Annotated in this window: 21 protein-coding genes; 20 read left to right on the top strand and 1 reads right to left on the bottom strand. The window is 63.8% G+C overall.

Going from position 1 to position 22,493, the window contains the following annotated elements; all coding sequences use genetic code 11:
• Positions 1-79: 79 nt before the first annotated feature.
• From surE to rlmD, 6 genes are all read left to right on the top strand, one after another.
• Positions 80-841 carry a 5'/3'-nucleotidase SurE gene (gene surE / locus LV28_RS38650; protein ID WP_023596533.1) on the top strand — a complete coding sequence of 254 codons (762 nt, stop codon included), beginning with the start codon at positions 80-82 and terminating at the stop codon, positions 839-841.
• Between the two features lie 119 nt (positions 842-960).
• Positions 961-2,019, top strand: coding sequence for a protein-L-isoaspartate(D-aspartate) O-methyltransferase (locus tag LV28_RS49650; RefSeq protein ID WP_407944702.1), 1,059 nt, complete (start codon positions 961-963; stop codon positions 2,017-2,019).
• A gap of 85 nt (positions 2,020-2,104) precedes the next feature.
• Positions 2,105-2,878 (top strand): peptidoglycan DD-metalloendopeptidase family protein, encoded by a 774-nt coding sequence (locus tag LV28_RS38640; protein WP_224785342.1) that lies wholly within the window; start codon positions 2,105-2,107, stop codon positions 2,876-2,878.
• 15 nt (positions 2,879-2,893) lie between these two features.
• A complete protein-coding gene (rpoS, locus tag LV28_RS38635; protein ID WP_069106836.1) occupies positions 2,894-3,979 on the top strand; it encodes an RNA polymerase sigma factor RpoS in 1,086 nt (361 codons plus the stop codon).
• Positions 3,980-4,137: 158 nt separating this feature from the next.
• The gene (locus LV28_RS38630) at positions 4,138-4,914 is read left to right on the top strand and encodes a 3'-5' exonuclease (protein WP_023596529.1); all 777 of its coding nucleotides are present in this window, start codon (positions 4,138-4,140) and stop codon (positions 4,912-4,914) included.
• Positions 4,915-5,045: 131 nt separating this feature from the next.
• Complete coding sequence (gene rlmD, locus LV28_RS38625; RefSeq protein ID WP_169834579.1) at positions 5,046-6,575, top strand: 23S rRNA (uracil(1939)-C(5))-methyltransferase RlmD; 1,530 nt, start codon at positions 5,046-5,048, stop codon at positions 6,573-6,575.
• Positions 6,576-6,738: 163 nt separating this feature from the next.
• On the opposite strand, the gene LV28_RS38620 is transcribed toward rlmD, so the two are convergent.
• On the bottom strand, positions 6,739-7,440 hold the full coding sequence (locus LV28_RS38620; RefSeq protein ID WP_023596527.1) for a Bax inhibitor-1/YccA family protein: 702 nt from the start codon (positions 7,438-7,440) through the stop codon (positions 6,739-6,741).
• A 407-nt stretch (positions 7,441-7,847) separates the two neighbouring features.
• Here LV28_RS38620 and ndk point away from each other — a divergent pair, with 407 nt between their 5' ends.
• The 14 genes from ndk (at position 7,848) to LV28_RS38555 (ending at position 22,456) form a co-directional block, all read left to right on the top strand.
• Complete coding sequence (gene ndk, locus LV28_RS38615; protein ID WP_023596525.1) at positions 7,848-8,273, top strand: nucleoside-diphosphate kinase; 426 nt, start codon at positions 7,848-7,850, stop codon at positions 8,271-8,273.
• A gap of 62 nt (positions 8,274-8,335) precedes the next feature.
• Complete coding sequence (rlmN, locus tag LV28_RS38610) at positions 8,336-9,457, top strand: dual-specificity RNA methyltransferase RlmN (RefSeq protein ID WP_023596524.1); 1,122 nt, start codon at positions 8,336-8,338, stop codon at positions 9,455-9,457.
• Between the two features lie 261 nt (positions 9,458-9,718).
• The gene (locus tag LV28_RS38605) at positions 9,719-10,780 is read left to right on the top strand and encodes a RodZ domain-containing protein (RefSeq protein WP_023596523.1); all 1,062 of its coding nucleotides are present in this window, start codon (positions 9,719-9,721) and stop codon (positions 10,778-10,780) included.
• 20 nt (positions 10,781-10,800) lie between these two features.
• Entirely contained in the window at positions 10,801-12,081 is a 1,281-nt protein-coding gene (ispG, locus tag LV28_RS38600) for a flavodoxin-dependent (E)-4-hydroxy-3-methylbut-2-enyl-diphosphate synthase (RefSeq protein WP_029754083.1), read from the top strand.
• A gap of 67 nt (positions 12,082-12,148) precedes the next feature.
• On the top strand, positions 12,149-13,525 hold the full coding sequence (gene hisS / locus LV28_RS38595; protein WP_023596521.1) for a histidine--tRNA ligase: 1,377 nt from the start codon (positions 12,149-12,151) through the stop codon (positions 13,523-13,525).
• A gap of 32 nt (positions 13,526-13,557) precedes the next feature.
• On the top strand, positions 13,558-14,187 hold the full coding sequence (locus LV28_RS38590; protein WP_023873937.1) for a YfgM family protein: 630 nt from the start codon (positions 13,558-13,560) through the stop codon (positions 14,185-14,187).
• A gap of 104 nt (positions 14,188-14,291) precedes the next feature.
• Positions 14,292-15,461, top strand: a complete 1,170-nt coding sequence (bamB, locus tag LV28_RS38585; protein WP_426630757.1) for an outer membrane protein assembly factor BamB — start codon at positions 14,292-14,294, stop codon at positions 15,459-15,461.
• 78 nt (positions 15,462-15,539) lie between these two features.
• On the top strand, positions 15,540-16,877 hold the full coding sequence (der, locus tag LV28_RS38580; RefSeq protein ID WP_023596518.1) for a ribosome biogenesis GTPase Der: 1,338 nt from the start codon (positions 15,540-15,542) through the stop codon (positions 16,875-16,877).
• Positions 16,878-17,003: 126 nt separating this feature from the next.
• The gene (gene hfq, locus LV28_RS38575) at positions 17,004-17,240 is read left to right on the top strand and encodes an RNA chaperone Hfq (protein ID WP_010807283.1); all 237 of its coding nucleotides are present in this window, start codon (positions 17,004-17,006) and stop codon (positions 17,238-17,240) included.
• 99 nt (positions 17,241-17,339) lie between these two features.
• Entirely contained in the window at positions 17,340-18,509 is a 1,170-nt protein-coding gene (gene hflX / locus LV28_RS38570) for a GTPase HflX (protein WP_023596517.1), read from the top strand.
• Positions 18,510-18,761: 252 nt separating this feature from the next.
• Positions 18,762-20,081: an FtsH protease activity modulator HflK gene (hflK, locus tag LV28_RS38565; protein WP_024788402.1), complete on the top strand. Its 1,320-nt coding sequence runs from the start codon at positions 18,762-18,764 to the stop codon at positions 20,079-20,081.
• Between the two features lie 12 nt (positions 20,082-20,093).
• Positions 20,094-20,993, top strand: a complete 900-nt coding sequence (hflC, locus tag LV28_RS38560) for a protease modulator HflC (protein WP_023873944.1) — start codon at positions 20,094-20,096, stop codon at positions 20,991-20,993.
• Between the two features lie 72 nt (positions 20,994-21,065).
• Complete coding sequence (locus LV28_RS48400; RefSeq protein WP_023596514.1) at positions 21,066-21,257, top strand: DUF2065 domain-containing protein; 192 nt, start codon at positions 21,066-21,068, stop codon at positions 21,255-21,257.
• Between the two features lie 38 nt (positions 21,258-21,295).
• The gene (locus LV28_RS38555) at positions 21,296-22,456 is read left to right on the top strand and encodes an ATP phosphoribosyltransferase regulatory subunit (RefSeq protein ID WP_023596513.1); all 1,161 of its coding nucleotides are present in this window, start codon (positions 21,296-21,298) and stop codon (positions 22,454-22,456) included.
• Positions 22,457-22,493 lie beyond the last annotated feature (37 nt).

Below are 22,493 nucleotides of genomic sequence, written 5' to 3'. Positions count from 1 at the left end.
ACCCCGGATCGTGGCCAAGCGTGGATCGATGCCGCGAAGGCGTCATATCCGGGTACCTTTCCTCGGTTACAATTGCCGCATGCGAATCCTGCTCAGCAACGACGATGGGTATCAGGCGCCAGGCCTGGCCGCGCTTTACGAAGCGCTGGCACCGCTTGGCGACATTACCGTGGTGGCGCCCGAACAGAACTGTAGCGGTGCGTCCAATTCCCTGACCCTGCAACGGCCGCTTTCCGTCTTCAAGGCGGCCAACGATTTCACGTTCATCAACGGCACACCGACCGATTGCGTACACGTGGCGCTCACAGGCCTGCTCAATGAGCGTCCCGATATCGTCGTCTCGGGTATCAATAACGGCCAGAACATGGGCGAGGACACGCTGTACTCCGGTACCGTGGCCGCTGCCACCGAGGGTTTCCTGTTCGGCATTCCCTCGTTCGCGTTTTCCCAGGTCAACAAGGGTTGGGATCATCTCGACAGCGCCGCACGCGTGGCGCGCGAGATCGTCGAGCGCTACATGGAGCGCCCGCTGGGCGCGCCGTTCCTGTTGAACGTCAATATTCCCAATTTGCCGTACGATCGGCTCAAAGGCGCACTCGCCACGCGTCTTGGGAAGCGACACCAATCGCAGCCGGTGATCCGTCAGGAAAATCCGCGCGGCGAAGCCATTTATTGGATCGGTCCGGCCGGCGACGCGCGCGACAGCAGCGAAGGCACCGATTTTCACGCCGTGGCGCACGATTACGTCTCGGTCACCCCCTTGCAACTGGATCTCACGCATAACGCACGGCTCGGTGTCGTGCATGACTGGCTGGCCAGCGCAGGGGTGGCCCAACGATGACGACACCGCCGAAGCGTTTTCCTCTCCCCCTGGCCGAAGTGATGACGCGTCGGCAACGCAAGGCGCCGACGCTCGACAAGGCGTCGCGGGTAAGTCCCGCAGGGGCACCGCCCGCGGCAATGACGCGCAAGGCGGGCTCAGCGAACCCGGGGAATGGGAAAACGCCGGCGGCAGGAGGCGCGGCTACGGCGCATTCCAACACGCGCACTGGACCGCGCGCCGCGTCGACGCCGATGGCGGGCGCGTCCGCGCGACCGGGTGGCGCCCAGACGCCGCATCCCGTCGTGCCCAAAGGGTTGGCGCGCCCGGCGGCGGCGCCGCATGCCCAACCCGCCCCACACGCCGCGAAGACCCCACCGCGTCAGGCGGCAAAGCCCGCTGCGGGCGGTTTGCACAAGCCGGCCGTCGCCGGTGCCGTCGGCACCGCCGGTACCGCCGGTGCGTCGGGGATGTCGCATGGCGGCGCGTCGGCGAAGGTTTCGTCTGTCGGTACCGTACGCACGGGCCCGTCGGCGGTCACCAGCGTGCCCGAGGGCATGGGACTTACATCCGATCGGGTGCGGGCGCGAATGGCTGAACGCGTCGCCGCATCCGGCGTCAAACACGCGGGCGTGCTGGCGGCGCTCGCAACGGTGCCGCGCCATGGCTTCGTGGACGCCGCGCTGGCCACTCAGGCGTATGAGGACGCCGCGCTGCCCATCGGCCACGGACAAACGATTTCGAAGCCTTCGGTCGTCGGCCGGATGATCGAGTTACTGCTCGCGGGCGGACGTCCGCTCGAGAAGGTGCTTGAGATCGGCACTGGCTGCGGCTATCAGGCGGCCGTGTTGTCGTGCGTCGCGCGCGACGTGTATTCCATTGAGCGGGTTCGGCCGTTACATGAGCGGGCCAAAGCCAATCTTCGGCCGTTGCGCGTGCCGAACATCCGGTTGCATTACGGCGACGGACGCCTGGGATTGCCAGCGGTCGCCCCGTTCGACGGTATTGTGATCGCGGCCGCCGGGCTGGAGATTCCGGACGCGCTGATCGACCAACTGGCCGTTGGTGCGCGTCTCGTCGCGCCGGTTGGCGGCGAGCAACAGATTTTGACCCTGATCGAGCGCGTCGGTGCGCGCCAATGGCGCGAGACGCAGCTTGATAGGGTGTTATTCGTCCCCTTAAAATCGGGCATCATTTGAGCCCGACGGGCCTATTCTGCGGAGGATTTGAGTGAATTTGCGAGCGGGTTTCCAACAACGCGTCGCCAGTGTCCTGTTGCTGAGCATGCTGGCAGCGTGCGCATCGCGACAAGTCGGGGCGCCGGTCGTCGACCGTACCGTAGGCGGTGCGACGACCGACAGCAACGTGCCGGGTGCTGCGCCCGTTATCGACAACACGCCGGTGCCGGCGGGCTATTATCGGGTCAAGCCCGGTGATCGCCTCTATCGCATCGCGCTGGAGAACGGTCAGAACTATCGCGACATCGCGCGCTGGAACAACATCCAGAATCCGGACCAGATCGAGGTCGGTCAGGTGCTGCGCGTGAAGCCGCCGGCAGGCGACACCGGCACGCCGCTGCCGCCGCCGATGGCCAGCACGCCGTCGAGCACCGGCAACACGGCGGCGACCGTGCCGCCGGCCGTTGTGCCGCCGCCGGCAACGTCGTCGGCGCCGACCGCGGTGTCGAGCGGCGAGCTGCAACTCTCGTGGCCGGCAAAGGGGATGGTCGTCGGGCGTTTCGACGATTCGAAGAACAAGGGGCTGAACATTGCCGCCGACGCGGGCGCCCCCGTCTACGCCGCCGGGGCGGGCAAGGTGGTGTACTCCGGCGCGGGGCTGCGCGGCTACGGCAACCTTGTCATCATCAAACACGACGCCACCTTCTTGACGGCGTATGCGCACAACCGCAAACTGTTGGTCAAGGAAGGCGACTCCGTTACGCGGGGTCAGCAAATTGCCGAAATGGGCAGTTCGGATGCAGACCGTGTGATGCTGCATTTCGAAGTGCGCAAGGATGGCAAGCCTGTGGATCCGATGAAGTATTTGCCGCCTCAATAATCTAGGCAGGGTCGAATGCTCAAGAGAAAGCGTCGTACTTCGCAAGAGGAAGACCTCGCTGCCCCGGAGCCCGATCAGGAAATCGACGATCGGCAATCCCGGCAGGACGAGGACGTGGACGACGCTTTCGACGAGCGCGAGGCGGAGGACGACGACGCCTCGTCGTCCGATGCCGCCGAAGACGGCGGTAGCGCGCGCAAGCGCAAGTCCGCCGACGCCGACGACTTCGGCACCGTGCTGCAGGCCGAACTCACGGCCGACACCGTCCAGCACTATCTCAACCGCATCAGTGTCAAGCCGCTGCTCACGCCCGCGGAGGAGCTCGATTACTCCACGCGCGCGCAAGCGGGCGAGTTCGACGCCCGTCAGGTCATGATCGAGCGCAACCTGCGTCTGGTCGTGAGTATCGCCAAAGGCTATCTCAATCGCGGGGTGCCGCTGCTCGATCTGATCGAGGAAGGCAATCTCGGCCTGATGCACGCCATCGAGAAGTTCGATCCGGGTCGCGGGTTCCGCTTCTCGACCTACGCCACGTGGTGGATTCGCCAGAGCATCGAGCGGGCCATCATGAATCAGGCGCGCACCGTGCGCCTGCCGGTGCACGTCATTCGCGAGCTCAATCAGGTGCTGCGCGCCAAGCGTCATCTCGAGAAGAGCGCGGCGTATGTCGACGCTGGCGAACAACGCGAGGCCAGTATCGAGGACATTGCCGACCTGACCGGCAAGACGCCCGAGGAAATTACCGACATCCTCGCGCTCAACGAACACGTGGCGTCGCTCGACGCACCGCTGGACATCGATCCGGGCAGCAGTCTGCTCGATTTGCTGTCCGACGATCACAGCGAGGCTCCCGAGCAAGAGGTGCAACACCGAGAGCTGGAGGACCTGATGCGTCTGTGGCTGTCCCGGCTGTCGACCAAGCATCGTTACGTGATCGAGCGTCGTTTCGGGCTCAATCGCGTCGAGCCCGCGACGCTCGAAGAGCTGGCCGACGAAATGGGGCTGACGCGCGAGCGCGTACGTCAGATCCAGCAGGAAGCACTCGTCAAGCTCAAGCGCTACTTCGCGTCGAACGGCGTGCGCAAGGACGCGGTGCTCTGAGCAACGCAGGTCCAGTCGCTTACGGCATGCGGCCATCTCGCTGACGCGCGCCGGTCGGCATCACGGATTGCCGCGAATCGCCAACGTTGCCGGCGGGTCATGCCTCACGTCGATGCCGCATTGCGGCGCTCACTATTTTTTCTCTTTCGATTGTCACCATGCCATCTCCCGTACTCGTCTTCGACATTGAAACGATTCCCGATGTCGAGGGCTTGCGCAAGCTCGAACCGGCGTACGCCGGCCTGTCCGACGATGCCGTTGCCGAGGCCGCTTTCGCCGCGCGCCGCGAAAAGGTGGGGCATGATTTCCTGCCGTTGCATCTGCAGCGTGTCGCCGCCATTTCCTGCGTGTTTCGCGATCGCGACGGTTTCCGGGTGAAGTCGCTGGGCACGCTCGAGGACGGCGAGGGCGCACTGGTGTCGGGGTTTTATCGCACGATCGAAAAGTACGCGCCGCAACTCGTATCGTGGAACGGCGGCGGATTCGATCTGCCCGTGTTGCACTACCGCGCGATGATTCACGGCATTGCCGCGCCGCGCTACTGGGACATGGGCGAAGACGATCGCGAGTTCAAATGGAACAACTACATCAGCCGTTACCACCAGCGTCACCTTGATTTGATGGACTTGCTTGCGATGTATCAGGCTCGGGCAAATGCGCCCCTCGACGATCTGGCCAAACTGTGCGGCTTCCCGGGCAAGCTCGGCATGGACGGCAGCAAGGTGTGGGAGGCGTATCGCCAAGGCAAGCTCGAGGAAATTCGCAACTACTGCGAGACGGATGTCGTGAACACGTACCTCGTCTATTGCCGCTATCAGTTGATGCGCGGTGGACTGCGTCAGGCCGAGTACGAGCAGGAAATCGAGTTTGTGAAAAATTCGCTCGCGCAGGAGGCCGCTGCCCACTGGAAGGAATATCTCGACGCGTGGGGCTGAACGCAAGGCGGGGCGGTGCGCGGAATCGACAGTTCGAGGCATGGGGGTGCGGTGCGACGCGGCCTGCACGCGTCAGGGGCGGACGAATCGATTAAAATGCCGGGTTTGCTGTCGCCCATGAGAACCAAGACGTGACCCGTTCCTCCCGAAACGCCTCGCGCGGCCGGCCGGCCGCCGAGCCCGGCATCATCGACATCGAATCGCTCGACATGGAAGCGCGCGGCGTTGGCCGCACCGCGCCAGAGGGTGAGCCGGGTACCCCCGATTACAAGCCCGGCAAGGTCATCTTCGTCGAAGGCGCATTGCCCGGCGAACGCGTCACCTATCTGAGCTATCGCCGCAAGCCCAAGTTCGAGCAGGCCGAAGCCGTCAGCGTGCTGCGCTCGAGTCCGATGCGCGCGAAGCCACAATGCCCCCATTTCGGCAAGTGTGGCGGCTGCTCGATGCAGCACCTCGAGCCCCGGGCACAGATCGCCATCAAGCAGCGCGTGCTCGAGGACAATCTCGCCCGGTTGGGGAAAGTGAAAGCCGAAGCCATGCTTCGCCCGATTCAGGGCCCGGACTGGGGGTACCGTTTCCGGGCGCGTCTGACGGTGCGTTACGTGCCGAAGAAGGGTGGGGTGCTCATCGGTTTTCACGAACGCAAGAGCAGCTACGTGGCCGACATGGACTCGTGCGAAGTGTTGCCGCGCCATGTTTCCGACATGCTCGTGCCCTTGCGGCGGTTGGTCGAGTCGCTCTCGATTCGCGAGCGTCTGCCGCAGATCGAGCTGGCTATCGGCGCGGACGTGACAGCGCTCGTGTTGCGTATTCTCGAGCCGCTTACGCCAGAAGACGAAACCATTCTGCGGACGTTTGCCGACGCCCATCGTGTGCAGTTCTGGGTTCAGCCGAAGGGGCCGGATACCGCGGTGCCGTTCTATCCGCTCGAGCCGGAGCTGCATTACACGCTGCCGGAATATCAGATCCGCATGCCGTTCAAGCCGACGGACTTCACGCAGGTCAATCACCAGATTAATCGCGTACTGGTCCATCGTGCGCTGCGGCTGCTGGCTCCCGAGTCGCATGAGCGCGTGCTCGACCTGTTCTGCGGCCTGGGTAACTTCACGCTGCCGCTGGCGCGTCGCGCCGGCACCGTGATGGGGATCGAGGGCAGCACGGCGCTTACGGAGCGGGCGCTGGCCAACGCCCAGCGCAATGGCGTGGCGGATCGTACCGAGTTCGCGTGCCGCAACCTGTTCGACATCACGCCTGACGACATTCGGGCGCTGGGCGCGTTCGATCGCTACCTGATCGACCCGCCGCGCGAAGGGGCGCTGGCCGTCGCGAAGGCGCTCGCCGAGTTGGCGCAACAGGGCTACGATGGGCTACCCAGGCGAATCGTTTACGTGTCGTGCAGTCCTGCAACGCTTGCGCGAGACGCCGGCCTGCTCGTGCACGAGGCGGGTTACCGTCTGACGCTGGCGGGGGTGGTGAACATGTTCCCCCATACGTCGCACGTCGAATCGATGGCGGTGTTCGAGCACGAGAGTATCGGTCAGCCCTGGGTGCCGCGCGTGCGCGTGTCGGAGCCGCAGGACGAGGCGACGCCCGCCGATGAGGGGGTCGAGGCGATCGCCGGTGCCATCGGCGGTGACGGTGTGGTCCACGAAAGCGAGTGATTTCGTGCGGGCGGGACGGCAATCCCGCTTCTCTCCCCGTGGCCCGGCGAAGGACGAGGCGCGCGGCGCGATTCGCCAAAACGAAAAAACCAGTCCCGAGGGACTGGTTTTTTTGTCGGATCGAGATGGATGCGGTGGGCGCACCCACCGCATCCGCGGCAGATCAGTTGCGGTTGCCGCCCAGCACGCCCAGCAAGGCGAGCAGGTTGGTGAAGATGTTGTAAAGGTCGAGGTAGATCGCCAGCGTTGCCGTCACGTAGTTCGTTTCGCCGCCATTCACCACGCGCTGGACGTCGAACAGGATGTAGGCGGAGAAGATCGCGATGGCAAGCACCGAAACCGTCAGCATCAGTGCCGGCAGTTGCAGGAAGATGTTGGCGACCGAGGCCAGAAGGATCACGAGCACGCCCATGAACAGCCACTTGCCGAGTCCGCTGAAGTCACGCTTGCTGACCGTGGCGATCGAGGCCATGACGCCGAAGATCACCGCCGTGCCGCCAAACGCCAGCATGATGAGCGATGCGCCATTCGAGAAGCCCAGCACGAAGCTCAGCAGGCGCGTGAGCATCAGGCCCATGAAGAACGTGAAGCCCAGCAGCAGGGCAACCCCCACGCCGCTGTTCTTGAAGCGCTCGATCGCGAACATGAAGCCGAAAGCGATCGCCAGGAAGGCGATCATGCTGACCATCGGGCTGCCCGCGAACAAGGCGAAACCGTAGTTCACGCCCAGCCAGGCGCCCGCAATCGTCGGCAGCATCGACAGGGCGAGCAGCCAGTACGTATTGCGCAGTACCTTGTTGCGCACTTGTACGGTGGTGGCGCCGGCGGTCCCGCCGTAGCCGAAACGTTGGAAGTCCTGGTTCATATATTGTGTTCTCCGTGGTCATTGTGCCCGCCGGCGGGGCCGGCAAGCGCCGCTTGACGCTTACGATGCCGGCGTTTCTCCGGCAAATTCCCCGCAGCCGCTGCGACTGGCTCGTCGTCGAAGTCCAGAGGATACCGAAAGATACCCGGCAGCGGACTCGGAAGACGCTCGAAATTTGCGGGCGAATCCCCGAATTTCAATTCACCTTTCCGACACCTGACCCTCCAATAATAGGAGGGTTGCCGATTCATACCCCTGCGTCGACTTCACGAAAAGCCGGATCGTCCCGGCCGTCCTGCGTTTGAGCGGTACGCGCACTGTAGGTTCCATCCCCATCATAACAGCCTTCGTGCTACAATTATGGGTTCATGTTGGTTATATAACTGCTTAATTTTTTGGAGTTTTTCATGGCAGTCGAACGCACTTTGTCGATTATCAAGCCCGATGCCGTTGCCAAGAACGTGATCGGCCAGATTTACAGCCGCTTCGAAGGCGCAGGCCTGAAGATCGCCGCTGCCAAGCTCGTGCACCTGTCGCGCGCCGAAGCCGAGCAGTTCTACGCCGTGCACAAGGAGCGCCCGTTCTTCAAGGATCTGGTCGACTTCATGGTCTCGGGTCCGGTGATGATCCAGGTGCTCGAGGGCGAGAACGCCATCGCGAAGAACCGCGAACTGATGGGCGCCACCGATCCGAAGAAGGCCGAAAAGGGCACGATTCGCGCCGACTTCGCCGACAGCATCGACGCCAACGCCGTGCACGGCTCGGACGCCGCTGAAACGGCCGCCGTGGAAGTGGCATTCTTCTTCCCGGGCATGAACGTCTACGCGCGCTAAGCCGCGCGTTCAGTCGCTCGATTGCAGGAAGTTACCGAAGGGATGTTAGACGGACTACGGCCATGACCCACCTTACGAATCTGCTTGATTACGATCCGGACGGTCTGGCCGCCTATTGCGGCACGCTCGGCGAAAAGCCGTTCCGTGCCCGCCAGCTCCAGCGTTGGATCCACCAGATGGGCGCCGCCGATTTCGACGGCATGACCGATCTTGCCAAGTCGCTGCGCGAGAAGTTGAAGACGCGCGCGACCATCGCAGCGCCCGCCGCCATCACCGACCACCTGTCGGCGGACGGCACGCGCAAGTGGCTGCTGGACGTGGGTAACGGCAATGCCGTCGAGACCGTCTACATTCCCGAGGAAACGCGTGGCACGCTTTGCGTCTCGTCGCAGGCGGGCTGCGCGGTCAATTGCCGGTTCTGTTCCACCGGCAAGCAAGGTTTCTCGCGCAACCTGACGCTCGGCGAGATCATCGGCCAGCTGTGGATGGCCGAATTCGCGCTGCGTCGTGATCTCGGGCGCGAGGGCAAGAACGAGCGTGTCATCACCAACGTGGTGATGATGGGCATGGGCGAGCCGCTGCTCAATTTCGATAACGTCGTGGGCGCCATGCGCCTGATGCTCGACGACAATGCTTACGGGCTGTCACGTCGGCGCGTTACATTGTCGACGTCCGGTGTGGTGCCGATGATGGATCGCCTGGGCCAGGAGTTGCCCGTGGCGCTGGCCGTGTCGCTGCATGCGCCGAACGACGCGCTGCGCGACGTGCTCGTGCCGCTCAACAAGAAATATCCGTTACGCGAACTGATGGCCGCGTGCGAGCGTTACCTGGAAGTGGCGCCGCGCGATTTCATCACGTTCGAGTACTGCATGCTCGACGGTGTGAACGACACCGAAGCGCATGCGCGCGAGCTGGTCGCCCTTACGCGCGACGTGCCGTGCAAATTCAATCTGATTCCGTTCAATCCGTTTCCCGAATCCGGTCTGCTGCGTTCGAAGGATCCGCAGATCAAGCGATTTGCTCAAATTCTGCTCGACGCGGGCCTGGTCACCACCGTGCGCAAGACGCGTGGCGACGACATTGACGCGGCGTGCGGCCAACTCGCCGGTGAAGTGCAGGACCGCACACGGCTTGCGCAACGCGGCAAATTCGGGAAAATCGCGGTCGAGGTGCGTACCGTATGAGGTTGCGAACGGGCGGGCGCGGACCGTGGCGAGGGCCGTCGGCCCCGCACGCGCCGTGCCGCCCGTCGGATCAGTCTCGCAGGACAGCATTCCTTGCGCGGGGCGCGTTTCGTGCGCCGCGCGATTCCGTCAGTTCCATGCCGAATCCGTCGATGCGCCGAGCAGATCTTCACGCCGAGCGTACGTCTGATGATGTAGCGGGACTGTCGTCAGCATATCCTCAGCCGCTGCGGGCGGCTGCTTACGAACGGGGGCGTATCGATGGATAACCAGAATCAGGCGGATGCAGGCGGGCAAGCCGAGGCTCAGGGCCAAGGGCTGCCGCAGGGATCGTCTTCCGCCGGATTGGCTGAGCTGGGCGCGCAGGTGGGTGCGCAACTGGCCGCATTGCGCGAACAGCGCGGCATGTCGATCGAAGACGTGTCGGCGCGTCTGAAAGTGTCGGTGCAAAAGCTCAGGCGCCTCGAAGCCGGCGAGTGGGATGCCTTGCCGGAGATGCCATTCCTCCAGGGCGTCGTGCGCAGCTATGCACGCATGCTCGGCGCGGATCCGGAGCCGATGATCGAACCGCTGCGTCGTTTCGGCCGCGCGGCACCCATCGATATTCCGCAGGCGCCCACGGGGCAGCCGAGCATTCCGAAGAGCCCGGTGCGCTTTCGCTCGCCTGTGGCCGCGTCGCAGGCCAAATGGCCCTGGGCGCTCGCCGCGCTCGTGGTGATCGCTGGCGCCGCCTGGTACTTTGGCAACGCCCACAAGGCCGGACGCGGTTCGGTCGAGCCGGCCGAACTCGCCAGCGGCGTGTCGGCGCAAGGTGCGACGGACGCCGCCGAGCCGGCGAGCCAGCCGGTGGTTACCGACGCCAACGGCACGCCGCCGGGCGCGGATGGGGCCAACATCGGCAACACGGAAAATGCGGTCAATGGTGCGACGGCCAGTGCCGCCGTTGCTGGCCCGGGCCTGATCGCGGCCGTCGACCCCACGCATGTGGTGGCGGGTATCGCGAGCGCGGCCGCCGCGGCGCAGGTGGCTTCGGCCCCCGAGGCGCCGTCGGACGCCAGGGCGTCGAGCGCCGGTGCGCCGGGTAATGGCAAGATTGCGTTGCGTCTGAAGGCGGATAGCTGGGTAGAAGTGCGTTCGAAGGACGGCAAGGTGCTGTTCTCCCAGTTGCTGCGCGCAGGTGCGCAACAGGAAATTACGGGCGATGCGCCGCTCAGGATCGTCGTGGGTAACGTCGCGGGCGTCGAGTCGCTGGAGTTCAACGGTCAACCGGTCGAGATCAAGTCCCGCAATGCGGGCAACGTGGCGCGTCTGACGCTCCAGTAAGTGACCGAAAGAGGGTAATCATGGCTTCTGTAGAATGCATGCCGATCATCGGCGGTCCGGCGCCGCGCCGTCAGTCGCGCAAGGTTGCGATTCGCTGGGGCGGCCAGCTGGTGACGGTCGGTGGCGACTCGCCGATTCGCGTGCAATCGATGACCAATACCGATACCGCGGACGCGATCGGCACGGCCATCCAGGTCAAGGAACTTGCGCAGGCGGGCTCCGAACTCGTGCGTATCACCGTGAATACGCCGGAGGCCGCCGCGGCGGTGCCGGCGATTCGTGAGCAGCTCGATCGCATGGGCGTGACGGTGCCGCTCGTGGGTGATTTCCATTACAACGGTCACAAGCTGCTCGCCGACTATCCGGAGTGCGCGCAGGCGCTCTCGAAGTATCGTATCAACCCGGGCAACGTCGGGCAGGGCGCCAAGCGCGACACGCAGTTCGCGCAGATGATCGAGATGGCGATCAAGCACGACAAGCCGGTGCGCATCGGCGTGAACTGGGGCAGTCTGGACCAGTCGCTGCTCGCACGCATCATGGACGAAAACGCGTCGCGCGCCACGCCGTGGGACGCGCAAAGCGTGATGTACGAAGCGCTCATCACGTCCGCGCTCGAATCGGCGGAACTCGCGCAGCGCGTGGGGCTGTCGGCCGACAAGATCCTGCTCTCGTGCAAGGTGAGCGCCGTGCAGGACCTGATCGCCGTGTATCGCGAGTTGGCCAGGCGCTGCGACTATGCGTTGCATCTGGGGCTGACCGAAGCCGGCATGGGGTCGAAGGGCATCGTGGCGTCGACGGCCGCGCTCGCGGTGCTGCTGCAGGAAGGGATCGGCGACACGATTCGGATTTCGCTGACGCCGGAGCCGGGTGGCGCACGCACGGGCGAAGTCGTGGTGGCGCAGGAAATCCTGCAGACGATGGGCCTGCGCGCGTTCGCACCGATGGTCATCGCCTGTCCGGGTTGCGGCCGTACGACGAGCACGGTGTTCCAGGAGCTGGCTTCGAGCATCCAGACGTATCTGCGTGAACAAATGCCGGTATGGAAGGCTCAATATCCGGGCGTCGAGAACATGCACGTGGCCGTGATGGGCTGTATCGTGAACGGCCCGGGCGAATCGAAGCACGCGAACATCGGCATCAGCCTGCCGGGGTCGGGCGAATCCCCGGCCGCCCCGGTGTTTGTCGACGGCGAGAAGGTACGCACGCTGCGCGGCGATCACATCGCCGAGGAATTCCAGCAGATCGTCGACGAGTACGTGAAGACGCGCTACGGTCAGGCCGAAGGGGTGGTCGCTGCCTGACCCCGTGCCGACGGTGGGGCAGTGAGGCCGTTGCAAGCAGGAGCAAGCAGGCAGGACACAAGAGAATATGACTGACGCAAAGAAGAAACGCCCCGCCAAGCTGGCCGGGGTCAAGGGCATGAACGACATCCTCCCGCAGGACGAAGCCCTGTGGGAGTTTTTCGAAGAATCGGTGCGCGCCATGCTGCGCGCGTATGGCTATCAGCAGATCCGTACGCCGATTCTCGAGCACACGCAGTTGTTCACGCGCGGTATCGGCGAAGTGACCGATATCGTCGAGAAAGAGATGTACAGCTTTACCGATTCGCTCAACGGTGAGCAACTGACGATGCGCCCCGAGGGTACGGCCGCCGCTGTGCGTGCGACGCTCGAGCACAATTTGCTCTACGGCGGTCCGAAGCGCCTGTGGTATTTCGGTCCGATGTTCCGTCACGAGAAGCCGCAGCGCGGTCGCTATCGCCAGTTCCATCAGGTGGGCGTCGAAGCGCTCGGCCTGGCCGGTCCCGATGCCGACGTCGAAATCATTCTGATGTGCCAGCGCCTGTGGGACGATCTCGGCCTGACCGGGATTCATCTGCAACTGAACTCGCTGGGGCAGGGCGAGGAGCGCGCGCGCCACCGTGCCGACCTGATCACGTATCTGGAAAAGCACGTCGACCTGCTCGACGAGGATGGCAAGCGTCGTTTGTACACGAACCCGTTGCGCGTGCTCGACACGAAGAACCCCGCGATGCAGGCGATGGTCGAAGGTGCGCCGAAGCTCATCGATTACCTCGGCGAGGCGTCGATCAAGCACTTCGAGGGTGTGCAGTCGCTGCTCAAGGCGAACAACATCCCGTTCACGATCAATCCGCGCCTGGTGCGGGGGCTGGACTATTACAACCTGACCGTGTTCGAGTGGGTGACCGACAAGCTCGGCGCGCAAGGCACGGTGGCCGGCGGCGGCCGCTACGACCCGCTCATCGAACAGTTGGGCGGCGATGCCACGCCGGCATGCGGCTGGGCAATGGGCGTGGAGCGAATTCTCGAACTGCTGCGTGAAGACGATCTCGTGCCGCAGGCCGAAGGCGCCGACGTCTACGTCGTGCACCAGGGTGAGTCGGCGGTGGCGCCGGCGCTGATCGCGGCCGAGCGCATGCGCGATGCCGGGCTGAACGTCGTGTTCCATTGCAGCCCGGACGGCAAGGGCAGCAGCTTCAAGTCGCAGATGAAGCGCGCGGACGCGAGCGGGGCGAATTTCGCCGTAATCGTCGGCGAGAACGAAGTTGCCTCGGGCACCGCGGTGGTCAAGCACCTGCGCGCGGCCGACCAGGCCAACAACCAGACGAGCGTGGCGTTCGACGCCCTCGCCGAGCACCTGATCGACGCGATCGTCGCCAGTGCCGACGAAAGCGTGAACGAAAGCCTGACCGGCAACGGTACGGGCAACGAAACGCTTCACTAATCCAAGACGCCAGACACGGAGAACCCCGGCGAATGAGCAGCTATCACGAGGAACAGGAACAGATCGAGAACGTAAAAGCCTGGTGGAAGCAGTACGGCAATTACGTTATCTGGACGCTGGTCGTCATCATGCTGGCCTATGGCGGCTGGAACCTGTGGCGCTACTACGAGCGCAAGCAAACGGTCGAGGCGGGCGTGCTGTACGGCGAACTGGAAAGCGCCATCGATGCGAAGGACAAGGCCAAGGTCGCGCGTATTGCCTCCGACATGGAGAGCAAGTTCAGCGGCACGCCGTATGCGCAGATGACCGCGCTGCTGGCGGCGAAGTCGCTTTCGGACGCGGGCGACGCTGCCGGCGCCAAGGCCCAACTGCAATGGGCGGTGTCGAATGCGAAGGACGACGAGTACAAACAACTGGCCAAGCTGCGTCTGGCGGGTGTGTTGCTCGACGAGAAGGCCTACGACGAGGCGCTCAAGCTGCTCGAGAACCCGCCGGCGGCGTATGCTGCCCTGTTTGCCGACCGTCGCGGCGACGTGCTCGTCGCGCAGAGCAAGGTGGCCGATGCGCGCACCGCATACAAGCTCGCGCTCGACAAGCTCGACAAGCAGGACTCGGGCATGCGGCAGTTCGTGCAGTTCAAGCTCGACGCGCTGGGGGCCTGACGCGCGTCGGCATTCCGTTGGCAAGTATTACCCTCCCATAACGCATAACCGGGTACATGATGATCCTTAACGACTTCCGTCGATCGATGCCGCAAACGATGGCCATGTCACAGTCCGAGCCGTCGCGCCGTGGCATTTTCAAGCGAGTGGGCAGCGCCGCGCTGACGCTGGCGGTGCTGGGCACGCTGGGTGGTTGCGGTCTGTTCGGCAGCAAGCCGGCGCATGAGCCGACGCCGCTCACGGAGATCAAGCAGGCGTTGACCGTCAAGCAAATCTGGACGGCGAGCGTCGGCAAGGCGGGCGCTTACAGCTTTGCCCCGGTCGCGGTGGGCAATGCCGTGTTTGCGGCCGGCGCCAACGGCGGCGTCGTGCGCGTGGATGCGGACACGGGGGCATCGACCTGGTCGGCCAAGGCCGACACGAACATCACCGCCGGCCCGGGTAGCGACGGCGAGACGACGGTTGTCGCCACCCACAAGGGTGACGTGATCGCTTTCGACCATGACGGAAAGCCGTCTTGGAAGGCCAACGCCGGCAGCGAGGTGCTGACCGCGCCGCTCGTCGGTCGCGGTCTGGTGGTGGTGCGCGCGATCAATAACCGCGTGACGGCGTTCGACGCCGGCACCGGTAGCGTGCGTTGGTCGTATTCGCAGCCGACCTCCACGCTCACGCTGCGCACCGGCACCGGCATGACATTCGTGGGCGACCGTGCGATCGTGACGGGCTTCCCGGGCGGCAAGCTGGTGGCACTCGACGCCAACACGGGCAATCCGCTGTGGATCACGCCGCTGTCGTACCCGAAGGGCGTGACGGAGGTCGAGCGCGTGAATGACGTCACGGGCTCGCCGGTCGTTTTCGGCCGTCAAGTTTGTGGTGCGTCGTTCCAGGGCCGCGTGGGCTGCGTGGACGTGCAGACCGGCAATGGCCTTTGGGCGCGTGATTTCTCGTCGCCGAACGGCGTGTCGCAGGACGAGCGCGTGGTGGCGGCGGTCAATACCGACGGCGCCGTGTACGCTTTCAATGCGGCTGATGGCAGTACACTGTGGCAGAACGACAAGCTCAAGTACCGCGACCTGTCGGCGCCGCTGGCGCTCGGCCGCGTGGTGGTCGTGGGCGACAAGCAGGGCTATCTGCATTTCCTGTCGCGTGACAACGGTGACATTCTCGCCCGCGTCAAGTTGAGCGGCGCGATCAGCGCGCAGCCGGTGCTGGCCGGCCAGACGCTGGTGGTCCAGACGCGCGACGGCAACATCTATGGCTTCCGTCCGGAATAACCGGTAACCGGCAGCACCCGGGCATTTTCCGGGAACGGCCGGCAGCGCGCCGGCCGTCTTCGTTTTTAGGGCTTATTCATGAAACCCGTGATCGCGCTCGTAGGGCGCCCCAACGTCGGTAAATCGACGCTATTCAACCGTTTGACCCGCTCGCGCGACGCGCTCGTCGCCGACATGCCCGGGCTCACGCGCGACCGTCACTACGGCGAGGGGCGCGTGGGCGAGCACCCGTATCTGCTGATCGACACCGGCGGCTTCGAACCCGTGGCCAAGGACGGCATCTTCCACGAAATGGCCAAGCAGACGCGCCAGGCCGTGGTCGAGGCCGACGTGGTGATCTACATCGTGGACGGGCGTCAGGGCCTCACGCCGCAGGACCAGATCATCGCCGAATACCTGCGCAAGACGGGACGCAAGATCATGCTCGTGGTCAACAAGGCCGAGGGCATGAAGTACACCACCGTGGCGAACGACTTCTACGAACTCGGTCTGGGCGATCCGCTGGCGATTTCCGCCGCGCACGGCGATGGCGTGAAGGAGGTGATCGACGAAGCGATCGCACCGTTCTATGCCAATCAGGACGAAGAGGACGACGATGCGAAGCATGACGGCCGTGTGCGCATCGCCATCGTCGGGCGCCCCAACGTCGGCAAGTCGACGCTGGTCAACACGCTGCTCGGCGAAGAGCGCGTGATCGCCTTCGACATGCCGGGCACCACGCGCGACTCGATTCACATCGACTTCGAGCGTCAGGGCAAGCAGTACACGCTGATCGATACGGCGGGTCTGCGCCGTCGCGGCAAGGTGTTCGAGGCGGTCGAGAAGTTCTCGGTTGTGAAAACGCTCCAATCGATCGCGGACGCCAATGTCGTGATTCTCATGCTCGACGCACGTCAGGACATCTCGGATCAGGACGCGCACATTGCCGGCTTCATTCTCGAGTCGGGGCGCGCGCTGGTCGTTGGCGTGAACAAGTGGGACGGCCTGGACGAGTACACCCGGGACCAGGCGAAGCAGGAGTTGGAGCGCAAACTCAAATTCCTGAGTTTCGCGAACTTCCACTTCATTTCGGCCGCGAAGGCAACCGGTATCGGCCCGCTGATGCGCTCGGTGGACGAGGCCTACGCCGCGGCCATGAGCAAGCTGCCCACGCCGAAGCTCACGAAGGCCCTCATCGAGGCGGTGGAGCACCAGCAGCCGCGTCGTTCGGGGTTCTCTCGTCCGAAGCTGCGCTACGCGCACCAGGGGGGATCGAACCCGCCGATCATCGTTATCCACGGGAACAATCTGGATGGCGTGACCGACACGTATCGCCGCTACCTGGAGAACCGCTTCCGCGAAACTTTTAAGTTGAAGGGCACTCCATTACGCATAGAGTTCCGCAACAGCGCGAACCCTTACGCCAAGGGCGAGTGAAAGCCAGTCCCGGGCGGGGTTTTGCTGGCGACGCTAGCAAAATCGGCTATAGTGTGGAGGTCAGGGTGGGAAGCGCGCACACGCCCTGGCTTACGGTCATTTGCTAAAAATACAATGGAGTAACTTATGAGCAACAAAGGGCAACTTCTACAAGACCCGTTTCTGAACGCCTTGCGTAAGGAGCATGTTCCCGTCTCGATCTATCTGGTCAACGGTATCAAGCTGCAGGGAAACATCGAGTCGTTCGACCAGTATGTCGTCCTGCTGCGCAACACGGTCACCCAAATGGTGTACAAGCACGCCATTTCGACGGTCGTCCCTGCGCGTCCGGTGAATTTCCATCCGGAAGCCGAGCAGTCCTGATTCAGGCTCGCCCGACCGGGAGTCTCTCCGGCCGGGCGAATTTCTCTTCCCCATCGCCCGCTCTTGTCCAACAGTCCCAACACCCAGTCTCAGCGTAGCTTGACCACCAACGCCGCGCTCGTCGGCATCGATTTCGGCAAACTCGATTTCGAAGCCAGTCTCCAGGAACTCGACCTTCTGACGCAATCCGCAGGCGCCACGCCTGTCGTGACCATTACCGGTCGCCGTCACAGCCCCGATGCGAAGCTGTTCATCGGCAGCGGCAAGGCGGAAGAATTGCGCGCCGCGATCGCGGAATACGACGTCGACCTGGTGATCTTCAACCACGCGCTGACACCCGGTCAGCAGCGAAACCTCGAACACCTGCTGCAACGTCGCGTGGTGGACCGTACCAGCCTGATTCTCGACATCTTCGCCCAGCGCGCGAAGAGTCACGAGGGCAAGCTGCAGGTCGAACTGGCGCAGTTGCAGTACCTGTCCACGCGCCTCGTTCGCGCCTGGACTCACCTGGAACGTCAGAAGGGCGGTATCGGCCTGCGAGGGCCGGGTGAGACGCAGCTCGAAACCGACCGTCGTCTGCTGGGCGAGCGGGTGAAGTCGCTCACGGCGCGTCTGGAGCGGCTCAAGCGCCAGCACGACACGCAACGCCGGGCGCGCCAGCGCAGCGGCACCATGTCGATCTCGCTCGTCGGCTACACCAACGCCGGTAAATCCACGCTGTTCAACGCGATGACGAAGGCCAATGCCTACGCCGCGGATCAGCTGTTCGCCACGCTCGATACGACCTCGCGTCGCGTTTATCTTGGCGAAGTCGGGAACATCGTGCTGTCCGACACTGTCGGATTCATCCGCGAGTTGCCGCACCAACTGGTGGCGGCATTCCGGGCGACCCTGGAGGAGACGGTGCACGCCGACATGCTGTTGCATGTGGTGGACGCCTCGAGTCAGGTGCGTCAGGAGCAGATGGCCGAGGTCAATGCCGTTTTGGCGGAGATCGACGCGGCGAACATCCCGCAGATTCTCGTCTGGAACAAGATCGACGCGGTGCCGGAACTGGCCGCGCAAGGGCCGAGAATCGAGCGGGATGAGGCGGGGCGCATCACACGCGTCTTCCTGAGCGCACGTACCGGCCAGGGCCTCGATCTGCTGCGCGAGGCCATCAGCGAAGCGGTTGTGGCCGGCACTGCTGGGTTACAATCGCAACACGAAGCGCCCGATGTCCGGCTCATCGACCGTTGGGAAGATGCGCCGCGCGCAGAAGACAGATAACACGAGACGTCGCACCGTGAAGGGCGGGTTGCCACGGGGAATACCGGCAGCGCGACCCGAGACGGGTGACGAACTGGCAAGAGACTAGACGGAGGCCGGGCAAGGCCACCGATCGGCAAACCAGATTCGGTAACCACGCGCGAACCGGCAGCATGCGCGCTCCGAAGCGCGGGCGCCGGTCGCAACGCCAAGACCGCTTCAGTCACCACGCTTCTACCTATGCTTCCAAGAGCTTTGATGCGACGAGTTGGCTTGATTTTCTCCCTGAACGACCCGCGCTGGGGGCGGGACGGCGGCGGCGACACGCCGTCCGGCAATCAGGAGCCGAACCGCCCTGATCGTGCGAATCCACCGAATTCGCAGGATCCGAAGGAGCCGCAACGCGGACCGCAAGGCCCGCAGCAGGACGGCCCGCCCGATCTCGACGAATTGTGGCGCGATTTCAACCGGCGCCTGAACCGTATCTTTGGCCGCAAGGGCGGCGGAAGCGGCAACGGCGGCTCCGGCAATGTCTCCGGCGGCTCGCGTGGGTCGGGCATCGGCGTGGGCGTCGTTGTCGCGCTGGCGTTCCTCATCTGGCTCGCCACCGGCGTGTTCATTGTGCAGGAAGGCCAGGTCGGCGTCGTCACGCAATTCGGCAAGTACAAATACACGACGACCTCCGGGATTCAGTGGCGCCTGCCTTATCCTTTCCAGTCGGTCGAGATCGTCAACATGTCGCAAATCCGGTCGGTCGAGATCGGCCGCTCGAATACGATCCGCGACACCGATCTGAAGGATTCGTCCATGCTCACGGGCGATGAGAACATCATCGACGTGCGCTTTGCCGTGCAGTACCGCATCAAGGACGCGACCGAATTCCTCTTCAATAACGTGGACGCCGAATCGTCGGTGAATCTGGCGGCCCAGACGGCGGTTCGCGAAATCGTCGGCAAGAGCAAGATGGATTTTGTGCTCTATGCGGGGCGCGAGGAAATCGCCAACGAACTCGTCACGTCGATTCAGCGCATTCTCGATAGCTACAAGACCGGTATTCTCGTCACGAGCGTGACGATGCAGAGCGTGCAGCCGCCAGAACAGGTGCAGGCCGCATTCGACGACGCCGTGAAGGCCGGCCAGGATCTGGAGCGTGCGAAGAACGAAGCGCAGGCCTATGCCAACGACGTGATACCGCGCGCCAAGGGTACGGCCTCGCGCCTGACCGAGGAAGCCGCCGCGTACAAGGCGCGCGTGGTATCGCAGGCGCAGGGTGATGCCGATCGCTTCAAGTCGGTGCAGGAAGCCTATGCCAAGGCGCCTGGCGTGATTCGCGAGCGGATGTATCTCGACACGATGCAACAGATCTACTCGCGTACCACGAAAATCATGGTGGACTCGAAGAACAACAGTCTGTTGTACCTGCCGTTGGACAAGATCATGGAGCGTTCGCGCGGCGACGCGTCGACCCCTGCACCGGCGTCCGGCGCCGGCACGGGTTCGGCGGCGGGTGCGCCGGCCGCTGATGACAACAACGATGTCGACCATGATCGTTCGCGCGCGGCACTGCGCAACCGCGACCGCGATTCACGCTAAGGGGATATGCGCATGAACCGTATTGGAACCGCTATTGTCGCGCTGATCGTCCTGCTGATCGTGCTCGCCTCGACCATGTTCGTGGTGGATCAGCGCCGTTACGCCGTGGTGTTCTCGCTCGGCGAGATCAAGGATGTCTATGGCCAGCCCGGCTTGAAATTCAAGTTGCCGCCGCCGCTCCAGACCGTGCTGTATCTGGACAAGCGCATCATGACCATCGATAACCCGGAGCCGGAGCGCTTCATCACGGCCGAGAAGAAGAACCTGATCGTCGATTCATACGTGAAATGGCGCATCGTCGACCCGCGAAAGTTCTATGTGAGCTTCAAGGGCGACAATCGTCTCGCCCAGGATCGCCTGACGCAGCAGATTCGCTCGGCCCTTCAGGAGGCCTTCACCAAGCGTACGGTGACCGAAGTCGTGTCGACGCAGCGCGAGCAGGTGATGCAGTGGGTCAAGCAGAAGGTGGGCGAGGACGCCGCGCAGGTTGGCATCCAGATCGTCGACGTGCGGATGCGCCGCGTGGATCTGGCCGCGGGCATCAGCGATTCGGTCTATAGCCGGATGGCGGCCGAGCGCAAGCGTGTGGCGAACGAGTTGCGTTCGACAGGCGCCGCCGAGGCCGAACAGATTCGTGCCGATGCGGACCGTCAGCGCGACGTCGTGGTGGCCGAAGCGTATGCCAAGGCCCAGCAGGTCAAGGGTGAGGGCGACGCCACCGCGGCTGGCATCTATGCCCAGGCTTTTGGGCGTGACCCGCAGTTCGCGCAGTTCTACCAGAGTCTGGAGGCGTACAAGGCCACCTTCCGCGACAAGAAGGACGTGATCATCGCCGACCCGAACAGCGATTTCTTCCGATTCATGCGCAGTTCCGGTGGTGCTGGCGCGTCGGCCGGAAAAGCGGGAAAATAGCGCTCTTGACATCCGAGTAGCTGCCACCGCCCGCGTCAATCGCGGGCGGTGGCGTTTTGGCCGAGCCTCCCTGTGACCAGCAGCACGATAATTCTCGCTTTTGCCCTCATGCTGATCGTCGAGGGAATGTTTCCGTTTGTCGCGCCGGACCGGTGGCGGCAAAGTTTTCGTAAAATAACGGAAATGCCGTCCGGCCAGATTCGCTTCTTCGGCCTGGCCGCCGTCTCGCTGGGGCTGATTCTGATGCTGCTGGCCGACTACTAAAAGGCGCCTTTGCGCGCCGTCTGAATACCGAACTACCCATGCCGAATTGGCTACTTCCCGAAAATATCGCCGACGTGCTGCCGTCCGAGGCGCGCAAGATCGAGGATCTGCGCCGTCTCATGCTCGATCGATTCCGTACCTACGGCTACGAACTCGTGATGCCGCCGATGCTCGAATATGTCGAGTCGCTGCTCACGGGGACCGGGCATGACCTCGATCTGCGCACGTTCAAGCTCGTCGACCAGCTTTCGGGACGCACGATGGGCCTGCGCGCGGATATCACGCCGCAGATCGCCCGTATCGATGCACATTTGCTTAATCGCAAGGGCGTGACCCGCCTGTGCTACGCGGGCAGTGTGCTCTTCACCCGCCCACGCAATCTGCTGGCGACCCGCGAGCCGTTCCAGATCGGTGCCGAGATCTTCGGTCACAGCGGCCTGGAAGCCGATCTCGAGATCCAGGAGTTGCTGCTCTACTGCCTGCAACTGGCGGGTCTGAAGCAGATTCGTATCGATTTGTGTCACGCCGGCGTGCTCGAGGCGCTGATCGAAGGCGTGCCGGCGGCGGAGGCCATTGAAAGCCAGCTGTTCGGCGCGCTCGCGACGAAGGACGTGCCCCAGCTGCAGGAGTTGACGCGCGATCTGCCCGCGCACCTGCGCGATGCGCTGCTTGCCCTGACCACGTTGTACGGTGAACCGGCCGAGACGCTCGCGCGCGCGCGCAACGCGCTGCCGGACCTGCCGGGCGTGAAGGCCGCACTGGATGATCTGGCGTATCTGGCGGCTTCGCAAGGCAAGGACGGACCCGCCGTCCTTTCGATCGATCTGGCCGATCTTCGTGGCTACCAGTACCACAGCGGCGTGATGTTCGCCGCTTACGTGGACGGCATCCCGAATGCGATCGCGCGCGGTGGCCGTTACGACAAGGTTGGACAGGCCTTCGGACGTGATCGTCCTGCCACTGGTTTTTCGCTCGATTTGCGAGAATTGGCAGCTATTTCGCCGGTGGAAGCGCGCAGTAACGCGATTTTGGCGCCGGCCGACGATGTGCCGGGTCTGCGCGCGAAGATCGATGGCCTGCGCGACGCGGGCGAGGTGGTCATCCGCATGTTGCCCGGCCACGACCAGGATTTCGAGGAATTCACGGGAGACCGCGTACTCGTCGAGAAAGATGGGCAATGGGTAGTGACACCCAGGTGAACCCCGCTGAAAAAAGCGGCACTAGCGTCCGTCAACA

It is taken from the genome of Pandoraea pnomenusa, assembly GCF_000767615.3.
GTDB classification, from domain to species: Bacteria; Pseudomonadota; Gammaproteobacteria; order Burkholderiales; family Burkholderiaceae; genus Pandoraea; species Pandoraea pnomenusa.
This window is presented reverse-complemented; position numbering and strand designations above follow the sequence as displayed.

What these genes read in the sequence shown, in the direction of transcription:
- surE (WP_023596533.1), top strand. Translation starts at nt 80, where the DNA reads ATGCGAATCCTGCTCAGCAACGACGATGGGTATCAGGCGCCAGGCCTG.
- LV28_RS49650 (WP_407944702.1), top strand. Translation starts at nt 961, where the DNA reads ATGACGCGCAAGGCGGGCTCAGCGAACCCGGGGAATGGGAAAACGCCG.
- LV28_RS38640 (WP_224785342.1), top strand. Translation starts at nt 2,105, where the DNA reads ATGCTGGCAGCGTGCGCATCGCGACAAGTCGGGGCGCCGGTCGTCGAC.
- rpoS (WP_069106836.1), top strand. Translation starts at nt 2,894, where the DNA reads ATGCTCAAGAGAAAGCGTCGTACTTCGCAAGAGGAAGACCTCGCTGCC.
- LV28_RS38630 (WP_023596529.1), top strand. Translation starts at nt 4,138, where the DNA reads ATGCCATCTCCCGTACTCGTCTTCGACATTGAAACGATTCCCGATGTC.
- LV28_RS38620 (WP_023596527.1), bottom strand. Translation starts at nt 7,440, where the DNA reads ATGAACCAGGACTTCCAACGTTTCGGCTACGGCGGGACCGCCGGCGCC.
- ndk (WP_023596525.1), top strand. Translation starts at nt 7,848, where the DNA reads ATGGCAGTCGAACGCACTTTGTCGATTATCAAGCCCGATGCCGTTGCC.
- rlmN (WP_023596524.1), top strand. Translation starts at nt 8,336, where the DNA reads ATGACCCACCTTACGAATCTGCTTGATTACGATCCGGACGGTCTGGCC.
- LV28_RS38605 (WP_023596523.1), top strand. Translation starts at nt 9,719, where the DNA reads ATGGATAACCAGAATCAGGCGGATGCAGGCGGGCAAGCCGAGGCTCAG.
- ispG (WP_029754083.1), top strand. Translation starts at nt 10,801, where the DNA reads ATGGCTTCTGTAGAATGCATGCCGATCATCGGCGGTCCGGCGCCGCGC.
- hisS (WP_023596521.1), top strand. Translation starts at nt 12,149, where the DNA reads ATGACTGACGCAAAGAAGAAACGCCCCGCCAAGCTGGCCGGGGTCAAG.
- LV28_RS38590 (WP_023873937.1), top strand. Translation starts at nt 13,558, where the DNA reads ATGAGCAGCTATCACGAGGAACAGGAACAGATCGAGAACGTAAAAGCC.
- bamB (WP_426630757.1), top strand. Translation starts at nt 14,292, where the DNA reads ATGTCACAGTCCGAGCCGTCGCGCCGTGGCATTTTCAAGCGAGTGGGC.
- der (WP_023596518.1), top strand. Translation starts at nt 15,540, where the DNA reads ATGAAACCCGTGATCGCGCTCGTAGGGCGCCCCAACGTCGGTAAATCG.
- hfq (WP_010807283.1), top strand. Translation starts at nt 17,004, where the DNA reads ATGAGCAACAAAGGGCAACTTCTACAAGACCCGTTTCTGAACGCCTTG.
- hflC (WP_023873944.1), top strand. Translation starts at nt 20,094, where the DNA reads ATGAACCGTATTGGAACCGCTATTGTCGCGCTGATCGTCCTGCTGATC.
- LV28_RS38555 (WP_023596513.1), top strand. Translation starts at nt 21,296, where the DNA reads ATGCCGAATTGGCTACTTCCCGAAAATATCGCCGACGTGCTGCCGTCC.